The 10,053-nt window shown below is 68.0% G+C and carries 12 protein-coding genes and 1 pseudogene; 2 read left to right on the top strand and 11 right to left on the bottom strand.

Translation table 11 applies throughout. The features are described 5' to 3' along the window. Both RIN18_RS01245 and rpsB read right to left on the bottom strand, forming a co-directional pair. Positions 1-99, bottom strand: a pseudogene (locus tag RIN18_RS01245) (elongation factor Ts); the annotation flags it as partial. Positions 100-150: 51 nt separating this feature from the next. Beyond that, on the bottom strand, positions 151-1,158 hold the full coding sequence (gene rpsB / locus RIN18_RS01240; RefSeq protein WP_309102112.1) for a 30S ribosomal protein S2: 1,008 nt from the start codon (positions 1,156-1,158) through the stop codon (positions 151-153). Between the two features lie 295 nt (positions 1,159-1,453). On the opposite strand from rpsB, the gene RIN18_RS01235 reads away from it, so the two are divergent. Further along, positions 1,454-1,975, top strand: coding sequence for a M23 family metallopeptidase (locus RIN18_RS01235; RefSeq protein ID WP_309102111.1), 522 nt, complete (start codon positions 1,454-1,456; stop codon positions 1,973-1,975). A gap of 19 nt (positions 1,976-1,994) precedes the next feature. Here RIN18_RS01235 and RIN18_RS01230 read toward each other — a convergent pair whose 3' ends face one another. Both RIN18_RS01230 and RIN18_RS01225 read right to left on the bottom strand, forming a co-directional pair. Beyond that, entirely contained in the window at positions 1,995-2,897 is a 903-nt protein-coding gene (locus tag RIN18_RS01230) for a tyrosine-type recombinase/integrase (RefSeq protein ID WP_309102110.1), read from the bottom strand. A gap of 84 nt (positions 2,898-2,981) precedes the next feature. Beyond that, the gene (locus RIN18_RS01225) at positions 2,982-3,917 is read right to left on the bottom strand and encodes a nucleoside hydrolase (protein WP_309102109.1); all 936 of its coding nucleotides are present in this window, start codon (positions 3,915-3,917) and stop codon (positions 2,982-2,984) included. Between the two features lie 144 nt (positions 3,918-4,061). On the opposite strand from RIN18_RS01225, the gene RIN18_RS01220 reads away from it, so the two are divergent. Continuing rightward, a complete protein-coding gene (locus tag RIN18_RS01220; protein WP_309102108.1) occupies positions 4,062-4,493 on the top strand; it encodes a RidA family protein in 432 nt (143 codons plus the stop codon). A 76-nt stretch (positions 4,494-4,569) separates the two neighbouring features. Here the strand turns inward: RIN18_RS01220 and dprA are convergent, their stop codons facing one another. From dprA to rplS, 7 genes are all read right to left on the bottom strand, one after another. Next, positions 4,570-5,772, bottom strand: a complete 1,203-nt coding sequence (gene dprA, locus RIN18_RS01215) for a DNA-processing protein DprA (RefSeq protein WP_309102107.1) — start codon at positions 5,770-5,772, stop codon at positions 4,570-4,572. Then, positions 5,769-7,298 (bottom strand): YifB family Mg chelatase-like AAA ATPase, encoded by a 1,530-nt coding sequence (locus tag RIN18_RS01210; RefSeq protein WP_309102106.1) that lies wholly within the window; start codon positions 7,296-7,298, stop codon positions 5,769-5,771. Before RIN18_RS01210 ends, dprA begins: the two co-directional genes overlap by 4 nt. Continuing rightward, positions 7,295-7,654, bottom strand: coding sequence for a YraN family protein (locus RIN18_RS01205; protein WP_309102105.1), 360 nt, complete (start codon positions 7,652-7,654; stop codon positions 7,295-7,297). Before RIN18_RS01205 ends, RIN18_RS01210 begins: the two co-directional genes overlap by 4 nt. 114 nt (positions 7,655-7,768) lie before the next feature. Then, positions 7,769-8,095 carry a DUF2469 family protein gene (locus tag RIN18_RS01200; protein ID WP_017830719.1) on the bottom strand — a complete coding sequence of 109 codons (327 nt, stop codon included), beginning with the start codon at positions 8,093-8,095 and terminating at the stop codon, positions 7,769-7,771. Between the two features lie 49 nt (positions 8,096-8,144). Then, positions 8,145-8,804, bottom strand: a complete 660-nt coding sequence (locus RIN18_RS01195; protein WP_309102104.1) for a ribonuclease HII — start codon at positions 8,802-8,804, stop codon at positions 8,145-8,147. Beyond that, a complete protein-coding gene (gene lepB, locus RIN18_RS01190) occupies positions 8,801-9,529 on the bottom strand; it encodes a signal peptidase I (RefSeq protein ID WP_309102103.1) in 729 nt (242 codons plus the stop codon). Before lepB ends, RIN18_RS01195 begins: the two co-directional genes overlap by 4 nt. A gap of 118 nt (positions 9,530-9,647) precedes the next feature. Then, positions 9,648-9,995 carry a 50S ribosomal protein L19 gene (rplS, locus tag RIN18_RS01185; protein ID WP_309102102.1) on the bottom strand — a complete coding sequence of 116 codons (348 nt, stop codon included), beginning with the start codon at positions 9,993-9,995 and terminating at the stop codon, positions 9,648-9,650. Between the last annotated feature and the right edge of the window lie 58 nt (positions 9,996-10,053).

Genomic DNA, 10,053 nt, shown 5'->3' with positions numbered 1-10,053 from the left:
GTCTCCGTCGGCCTCCTCGAGCGCCTTCTTGGTGTCGACCATTCCCGTGCCGAGCTGCTCACGCAGCGCCTTGAGGTCGGCGATGGTGAAGTTGGCCATGTGTGGTGGCTCCTTGCTTCGTGATGTGAGTGTGCGAGGTGTTCGCGGGGATTACTTGGCGTCTGCGGCGGCCGGCGCCTCAGCCTCGGCGGGAGCCTCGGTCTCAGCGGCCGGAGCGTCAGCGTCAGCAGCCTCGACGTCAGCGGCCGGAGCCTCGGCGTCAGCGTCAGCAGCCTCGACGTCAGCGGCCGGAGCCTCGGCGTCAGCGTCAGCGGCGGGGGCGTCAGCCTCGGTGGCGGGGGCGTCAGCCTCGGTGGCGGGGGTCTCCGCCTCGGCGGCCGGAGTCTCGGCCTCGGTGCCGTCGGCGGGAACCTCGAGCAGCTCCTTCTCCCACTCGGCCAGCGGCTCGGCGTCACCCGATTCGGGGTTGTGCTTCTGCTGCAGGCCCTCGGCCGCGGCGTCCGCGATGATGCGGGTGAGCAGCGAGACGGAGCGGATCGCGTCGTCGTTGCCCGGGATCGGGTACTGGAAGTCGTCCGGGTCGGCGTTGGTGTCGAGGATGCCGATCACCGGGATGCCGAGCTTCTTGGCCTCGTCGATGGCGAGGTGCTCGCGCTTGGCGTCGACGACCCAGATCGCCGAAGGCGTCTTGGTGAGGTTGCGGATGCCGCCGAGCGACTTGTGCAGCTTGTCGAGCTCGCGCTTCTTCAGCAGGAGCTCCTTCTTGGTGAAGCCGCTGTTCGCCGGGACCTCGTAGTCGAGCTCCTCGAGCTCCTTCATGCGCGCGAGACGCTTGGAGATCGTCTGGAAGTTGGTGAGGAGTCCACCGAGCCAGCGCTGGTTCACGAACGGCTGGCCGACGCGGGTCGCCTGCTCTGCGAGGATCTCCTGCGCCTGCTTCTTGGTGCCGACGAAGAGGATCGTGCCGCCGTGCGCGACGGTCTCCTTGACGAAGTCGTAGGCCTTGTCGATGTAGCCGAGCGACTGCTGCAGGTCGATGATGTGGATGCCGCTGCGCTCGGTGAGGATGAAGCGCTTGACTTTCGGGTTCCACCGGCGGGTCTGGTGTCCGAAGTGAACGCCGCTGTCGAGCAGCTGGCGGATGGTGACCACAGCCATGGTCGTCTCCTGGTTCTGGCGCGATCTGCGCCGTTGAGGTTGTCTGCCGATCTGCTGATCGGACTTCCTGGTACCCGGCGCACACCCGCCCGCTCGAGGAGCAGGACCTGTGGGAGTGGATGCCACGACCGAAGTCGCTCTGGGCACGCGTAGTCACCTCGATACCGAGGTGCTCCCCCAGCATACAGGATGCCGCCGGGACTCCATCCCTGCACAGATCAGCGTGCGCGCGGATTCTCCGCCCTCCGCGGGGTGGGGGCTTCGCCCGGTGTGACCCGCCGCGGAGGATGGACCGATGCGAGCTCAAAACCGACGACGGACCGCGATCGCCTTGGCCGTGATCATGCTTCTCCTGCTGCCGGCGCCCGCCGCCGGTGAGGATGAAGACCCGGAGGACGGGCTTCCCTCGTGGGCGTGGCCGGTGGTGACGCGTGAAGTGATCGTGCCCTTCCGCGCGCCGGCTCACGAGTACGGGGCGGGCCATCGTGGAATCGATATCGCCGCAACGCCGGGAGAGGTCGTCCGCTCCCCTGCCGACGGCATCGTCGCCTTCCGCGGGGCGGTCGTCGATCGGCAGCTGCTCACCATCGACCACGGATCCGGGCTGGTCACGACTTTCGAGCCCCTGGTGTCAACGCTCAACCCGGGCGCCATCGTCGCGGCCGGTGATGAGATCGGCACCGTCGATGTCGGCGGCCACGCTCGGCCCGGAACCCTCCACCTCGGCGTGCGGCTCGACGGTGACTACATCAATCCGATGCTGTTGTTCGGCGGCGTGCCGCGTGCCGTGTTGCTGCCGTGCTGCGCTGCGCTGTGACTCCCCGGTGATCGAGAGCTCAGGCCCGCGGATGCGCGAGGCGATAGGTCGCGGTGAGCCGCTCCGCCGACACGTGCGTGTAGATCTGCGTGGTGCCGAGGCTCGCGTGCCCGAGGATCTCCTGCACCGCACGCAGATCAGCTCCGCCGTCGAGCAGATGTGTCGCCGCGGAATGCCGCAGGGCATGTGGGCCGACCGTGTCCGAACCGATGATCGGGCCGAGGGCATCAGCGACGAGCGAGTACACCGAACGAGGGCCGAGTCGCGCGCCCCGCGCGCCGAGAAACACAGCCGGCGTCGGGCGGGCCGCCCGTGCGGCCAGCGAATGACGAGCCCGTGTCGTATACGCGGCGACAGCGTCCCTCGCCGGCAACCCGAAAGGAACGACGCGTTCCTTCGAGCCCTTCCCCAGTACCTTGGCCGTAGCGCGATCCAGATCGAGGTCGTCGAGGTCCAGCCCGCAGAGCTCGGACACTCGCATGCCCGATCCGTAGAGCAGCTCGAGCACGGCGTGGTCCCGGACGGCGATCGGATCTCCGTCCGCTGCAGCGCGGCCTTTCGCATCCAGCAGCGTCCGCATACCCTCCTGGGAGGCGACGGCAGGCAGGCTCCGGCCTCGTTTCGGTGCGATGAGGCGGAGGCTCGGGTCGTTGCCGATCAGCTCTTCGTCCTTCGCCCAGGAGAAGAATCCACGAGCCGCCGCCGCACGACGTGCCAAGGTGGCGCGGGCGTCGCCGCGCTGCGTGGCTCGCCATAGCCAGTCACGCAGGGTTTCGAGATCGACCGCGTCGAGGTCGGCGTCGTCCGTACACTCGACCAGGTCCCGCAGGTCGGCGCGATAGGCGCGAACCGTCGCCGGCGACAGCCGGCGCACCTCGGTGAGGTGCGTGGTGAACGCCGCAGCCGCTGCCGAGAGCTTCATACGTCCAGCATGCCGCGCACCTCACGGGACACCCGTAGCCTCGCCGCCATGGCGATCCATCGCGGCGGTAGTGAGGCTGCGGGATCAGGAGCTGCGAGACGGATATGCCGCGATGCGAGCGTCGAGCAGGTCGAAGAAGGCTTCCGGATCGACGTCGACTGCAACCTCGGCGTTGGGGGCCGCTCCCGCTATACCCCACACGTCATAGACCGCTCGGCCGAGACTCAGCCCGGACGAGGTGTCCACGTCGACCCGCATTGGACGCATGTCGAACATCGACGGCTCGAGGAGATAGGCGATCGTGCACGGGTCGTGCAGTGCTGCACCGGCGAAGCCGTAGCGCTGGACGTAGACCGCCTCGAAGTACGCGATCATGTCGGCTGTGATTCTGCTCGTGCTTGTTCCGATCGCGCGCAATCGCCCGAGCCGCTCCGGGGTGGCGATGAGTCTATGCGTGACGTTGAGCCCGAACAACGAGATCGGCAGCCCTGAATCGAGCACGATCTGGGCTGCATGCGGATCCGCGAGGAAGTTGAATTCGGCCGCCGGGCTGTCATTGCCATAGTCGGTGCTGCCGCCCATGATGACGATCCGTTCGATCCCATCCGCAATCGACGGCTCGATCCGCAGCGCCAAGGCGATGTTCGTCAGGGGCCCGAGCGCCACGATCGTGATCTTGTCGCCTCCGGAAGAGAGGGCGTCGATGAGGAAGCGGATTGCAGCGGTGCTGTCGGGCAGACGGGAGGGCTTTCCCAAGTCCGGTGCCTCGAGACCTGTCGCGCCGTGATACACGGCGGCATCGATAGCGGGACCCAGCAGCGAACGGCTTGCACCCGCATGAACGGGAAGGTCGCTGCCCAGCCAGTCGAGCACGCGGATCGCGTTAGTGGTGGTCTGCGAGACACTCACATTGCCGTAACTGGTGGTGATGGCGCGAACATCGAGCTCGTTGCCCGCGAGCGCCATCGCGAGTGCGATCGCGTCATCGATGCCGGGATCACAGTCGATGATGGTGGGCACGACGCTAAAGGTATCTCACCGCGCGCGACTCCGCGGCGGAACAGGTGTCGGCCGGGAGCCACCGCCGTTCGATCCGGGCGCGTCGTCCGGCGGACCGGATGCCTCGCCGTAGGTACGACATCCGGCTAGGCTCACCGCCATGCCATGCACTCCGGTCAGACCGTGGACGAACGTTTTCGGATGAGCAACCTCCGCGCGCACAATCCGCCCCAGTTGTTTCCGCCGTACCGCGGCTACGCTCACGCCGTCGAAGTGCCAGCCGATGCCCGCACGCTCTATATCAGCGGGCTCAATGGTTTCGACGCCGACGGGGTGACCATGCCACCGGACTTCGTCGGCCAGGCCGAGCTGGTGTGGCGGCACCTCGGCGTCGTCCTGGGCGCAGCGAGGATGAGCTACGACGACCTCGTCATGCTTCGGTTCTTCTTGACCCGTGCGGAGGACGACCCCGCCAACGTCGATCTCATCGCGGCACACCTCGGCGACCACCTCTCCTGCCGGACAGTGGTTGTACAGCAGCTCCTCGAGCCGCGATGGTTGATCGAAGTGGAAGCGATTGCCGCCACCTCGGGTTGATCGGCGTGGGAGCCACCGGCGCGGTACCCCCGGCGCTTGCGAACGCGAGGCGCAGCCGTGACGAAGATTCTCGTCATCAGCCCGTTCTCCGCCAGCCGGACGAGTCGCGGACCACGATCCCTTCCGAAGACATCAGACCGAGGATCGCAGAGGCCTGCTCCACGGAGAAGCCGGCTCGTCGCGCCAGCTCGCCCACGTCTCGTGCGGCGCGCGAGCTGAGCGCATCGAGCATGCGAAGCCGTTCCGGGTTCTCCCGATCCTCTTGCTCCATTGGCGCAGTGCTCTCCCCCATCAGTTCTCGAACCTCCGCGGCCGATGTCACGCACCTCGCGTCGTACTCGCGCATCAGCCGGTGGCACCCCGCGGAGGCAGCGGAGGTGATGGGACCGGGCACAGCCCCCAGGGGCCTGCCGAGAGCCGCGGCGTGACCTGCGGTGTTGAGCGATCCGCTGCGCCAGCCGGCTTCCACGACGACCGTCGCACTCCCCAGAGCCGCGATCAATCGGTTACGGCTGAGGAAGCGCCACTTGGTCGGCGCTGCGCCGCAGGGCAGCTCACTGACCACTGCACCCGAGTCCCGGATCCTCCCGAACAGCTGCTGGTGACCGGCCGGGTAGGCCCGGTCGACGCCCCCGGCGAGAAAAGCGACCGTGCTGCCGCCGACGCCCAGTGCTGCCCGATGTGCGGCGCCATCGATGCCGTAGGCGCCGCCGGACACGACGACCGTGCCGTCTCCTGCGAGATCACCCGCCAGCTCTGCGGCCACGGTCTCGCCGTATGCGGTCGCCGCGCGGGCCCCCACGACGGAGATGCTCCGGGCGGCACCCAGCAACGCCACGTCTCCTCGCACCCACAGTGCGGTCGGCGCATGTGCGCCGAGGTCGTCGATCCCCCGGGGCCATTCGGGGTCATCCGGGAGCAGCAACCGAGCGGCGACATCGGCCGCACCGCGCAGTGCATCCCGCACCGCTCGGGGATCGCTTCGGGGTCGCCACCGCGCTCTCGCCTCCGCCAGTGCCCGCTCCGCGCGCTCGGTCACCGGCGGAGCGGGTTCGAGGCGGGATCCGGAGGCGGCGCTGGCTCGAGCCGCCGGCTCGAACGCGAATCGCAGGGCCTGCTCCGCACCGAGCTGGGCTATCAGCGCACCCGCGACACCGTCGCCCGGCTCGGTGACGACATTCCACGCGACGCGCGCGAGCGCACCTTCGAAGTCCTCGACCGGCCGGAGCGCACGGAGCGCCCTGCGCGTCTCAGCATCGCCGAGCAGAACGTCCATCATGCGGCTGCTCCTCTCTTCAGAAACAGCGCGCGGCCGACCTCATCCCGGCCGGGTGTATCGATGCCCGCCAGATCGGCCATCGTCCACGCGAGCCGCAGCACGCGGTCGTATCCGCGCAGGGTCAGCAGCCCGCGCTCGAGTGCTCTGTCCAGCGGCGCCCTCGCCGGGATCGGCAGACGGAACCGACCCTGGCGCAACCAGCTGCCGGGAACCTCGGCGTTCAACCGCCACGGGGTCTCGGCCCACCGGCGAGACGATCGCTGTCGTGCGTGGGACACCTGTTCGCGCGCCGCAGCGCTGTCACGTGCGGATCTCTCGCCCGAGGTGGCGCGAGCCGCAGCCACCCGAGCCACCTGCAGCTCGATGTCGATCCGGTCTCGCAACGGACCGGACAGGCGCGACGAGTACCGGCGGATCGCCATCGGCGGGCAGACGCACTCCGCTCCCCGCACGCCGTAGTTGCCGCAGGGACACGGGTTCGTCGCGAGCACCAGCTGGAACCTGGCAGGAAAGCTCGCCGTGAACCCGGAACGGTGGATCTCGATGCGCCCCGATTCCAAAGGCTGTCGGAGCGCGTCCAGCGCGACGCGGGAGAACTCGGCCGCCTCATCGAGGAAGAGGATTCCCCGGTGCGCTCGCACGATGGACCCGGGGCGGGCCGCACGCGAGCCGCCGCCCACGAGCGCCGCGACCGACGCGCTGTGATGCGGCGCCTCCAACGGAGGAAGGGTGTCGATCACCGTCACGGAATCGCCGGAGAGCGAACGGATCGAGGCCACTTCCAGCGCTGCCTCCTCGGTCAGCGCCGGCAGGATTCCCGGCATCCGCTGTGCCAGCATGGTCTTGCCCGCGCCCGGCGGTCCGCTCATCAGCAGATGGTGACCGCCTGCGGCAGCGGCGAGCAGTGCATCCACCGCCTCCTCCTGACCGACGACATCAGCCAGGTCCGGCACCTCCGCTGCGTGTTCGGGCGCCGGCGCAGCCGGCACCGGCACGACCTCCGCCACTTCGACATCGGCTCCGTGCCAGCGAGCCACCTCGCCGAGCGTGGAGACCCCGTGGACCTCGATGCCCGGCACGAGCTGAGCCTCCGCCTTGTTGGCGATTGGCACGAACACGTGCGCGAACCCGGCGCGAGCAGCCGCGAACACGGCGGGCAGCACGCCCGGAACCGGGCGGAGCCGGCCGTCGAGACCGAGTTCGCCGATATGGACGGTGCGCGCGATCGAGGCGGATTCGAGCACCCCCCGCGTCGCAACGGCTGCGACAGCGATGCCCAGATCGAACCCCGACCCGTGCTTCGGAAGACTCGCCGGTGACAGATTCACCGTGAGCCGCTGCCGCGGCAGCTCGAGCTGCGCATTCTTGCAGGCGTTGTGCACGCGCTGCGCGGCCTCTCCCAGCGCTTTGTCCGGCAAGCCGATGATCTTGAACTCCGGTGTCTGATTCGACACGTCCGCCTCGATCTCCACCAGGTGGCCGTCGACGCCGGTCATCGCGACGGCCCAGGTGCGAGCGGTCTTCATCGCAGGTCCACCAGGTGCTCGAGGGTGCCGGTGGCGGGATCAGGACCGATGATGCCGATGACGTCGATGCGCATCGGACCGGACGCCGTCTCGTGGTGCGTGCTCACCCAGGCGAACGCCAGTCGCCACAGCCTTCGACGCTTTCGTTCGTCGACGGCGTCGAAAGGATGCCCGAAGCCGTTCCCCCGGCGCGTCTTCACCTCGATGAAGCAGAGGGCATCGCCCTCACGGGCGACGATGTCGAGTTCACCCTGCGCGCAGCGCCAGTTGCGGTCCAGAACGCGGTATCCCCGACTCGTCAGGTGCTGCACCGCACGTTCTTCCCCCGCGCGTCCGAGGTCGTCCTTCGCTGCCATGTGCCCAGCATGGCCGCCCGCGCGGGCGTTCCCGGGCCGGGATGACGCGATCCGGGGATGACTCGGATCCGAGCGCGTCCGGTGCAGGAGCGGCGCGCGAATCGGACGACGGTGTCACTCGCCGTCGAGGGAGAGCTCCTGCGGCAGTTCGAACTCGCGGCGCTGGAGCTCCTCGACGTTGACGTCCTTGAAGGTGAGCACCCGCACCGCCTTCACGAAACGGTCGGCCCGGTAGATGTCCCACACCCAGACGTCGGTCATGGAGATCTCGAAGTAGAAGTCGTGCTCGGTGTCGCGACGAACGACATTCACCTCGTTGGCGAGGTAGAACCTTCGCTCGGTCTCGACGACGTATTGGAACTGCGACACGACATCGCGGTACTCGCGGAACAGTGCCAGCTCGAGCTCGCGGTCGTAGTCGTCGAAGGCTTCCTCATCCATGATGACTCCATCCTAGGAGGCTGGCCGCCCCGCCAGCGCGAACGATGCCTCAGAACAGGGTCGGAGCATCCGTGATCGCCCAGGACGAGCGGTGGTGCGGCGAGAGTCCCATGGCCCTGATCGCATCCCTGTGCTCAGGGCTCGCATACCCCTTGTTGCGATTCCACTGGTACGACGGATGACCGTCATGCAGCTCGGTCATATACGCGTCCCTGGCGACTTTCGCGATCACAGATGCGGCCGATACCGACGCACAGTCCCGATCGGCCTTGATCACGGGTCTCACTCGGAGCGGCTCGGGGTGCACCGAGGAGACGTAGTCGTAGTTGCCGTCGAGGATCACGAGCGCATCGCTCAGTGCCGCCCCCTCCGCGACCACGCCCTGCAGTGCGCGCGACGCGGCGAGCCCCAGCGCCCGCATGATGCCGACAGCGTCGACCTCCGCCGCGCTCGCCCAGCCGACGGCCGACGCCTGCACCCACGCAGCGGCGCGCACGGCGAGTTCGGGCCGTCGCTTCTCCGTGACGAGCTTCGAGTCGCGGAGGCCCGGGGGAACACGACGCCGTGCCCCCGCGGCATCCATCACCGCGGCGCCGACGGCGACGGGACCGGCCAATGCGCCGCGTCCCACCTCGTCGAGCGAGATCAGCAGGTCGCACTCCTTCAGCAGGGAGCGCTCCAGGGTGAGCTTGGGGGCGACGACGGTCATTCCGAATCCGGCACTCCGTTGAAACTGTCGTGATGGCCATCGATCGGTCCCAGCCGGTTGAGCGGCCAGGTGGTGAAGAACGCCTTGCCCACGACGTTGTCCAATGGCACGAATCCGCCGCTGGGCAACTCCTGGTGCGCGCGCGAGTCCCTCGAGCGATCGCGGTTGTCACCCATCAGCCAGAGGGAGTCTTCCGGCACCACGACGTCGAAGGGATCGTTCGACGCCGCAGTGTCACCGGCCGGCAGGTTCAGGTAGTCGAGCTCGTCGATCGGCGCACCGTTCACCGTGATCTGCCCCAGCGCGTTGCAGCAGACGACGTGGTCCCCCGGCAATCCGACCAGTCGCTTCACAAGGTGATCCTGCGCGTCCGAGGTCGACAGGCCGACGAACGTCAGCACCCAGTCGACCGCCTCGACCAGAGGAGGGCGGGCCGGCGTCTGCGGCTGAACGGGCAGCCAGCCGCCCGGATCCTTGAACACCACGACGTCGCCGCGCTCATATCCCGCCCATCGCGGGGTCAACTCGTCGACGAGGATGCGGTCGTTGACGAGCAGCGTTCGCTCCATCGAGGCAGAGGGGATGTAGAACGAGCGGACGACGAAAGTCTTGACGAGGAACGACACCAGCGCTGCGATCACGATGATCACGACGACATCGCGCAGGAAGACGAGAGCCCCTCGACGCCGTCTCGATGCGGTCGCGGGAGCGGAGTCAGTCGTCATCAGGTTCCTTCACCAGTGGAGCACCGCTTGAAGACGGCACTTACAAGGGTCGCATACGTCGGGGAAGACAGAGCACCCCGGGACATCGTGTCCCGGGGTGCTCTGGAAAGGCTGCGCGTCAGTTGTCGCGCTTCTCCTTGATCTTCGCCTTCTTGCCGCGGAGCTCGCGCAGGTAGTAGAGCTTCGCGCGGCGCACGTCACCGCGGGTGACGACCTCGATGTGGTCGATCACCGGCGAGTGGACCGGGAAGGTGCGCTCGACGCCGACCTGGAAGCTGATCTTGCGGACGGTGAACGTCTCGCGCACGCCGTCTCCCTGGCGGCCGATGACGACGCCCTTGAAGATCTGGATACGAGAGCGGTTGCCCTCGGTGATGTTCACGTGCACGTTGACGGTGTCACCGGGGTTGAAGACCGGGATGTCCGAACGGAGGGATGCCGCGTCCACGGCGTCGAGGATCTGCATGATCGTCTCTCTCTGCACTCGCCACAGGTCGGATGCATGATGCTGGAAGGAATAAGGA

This window comes from Microbacterium sp. (genome assembly GCF_031179285.1).
Taxonomy (GTDB): Bacteria; Actinomycetota; Actinomycetes; order Actinomycetales; family Microbacteriaceae; genus Microbacterium.
The sequence above is the reverse complement of the archived record's forward strand: the minus strand, read 5'-3'. Positions and strand labels throughout refer to the sequence as shown.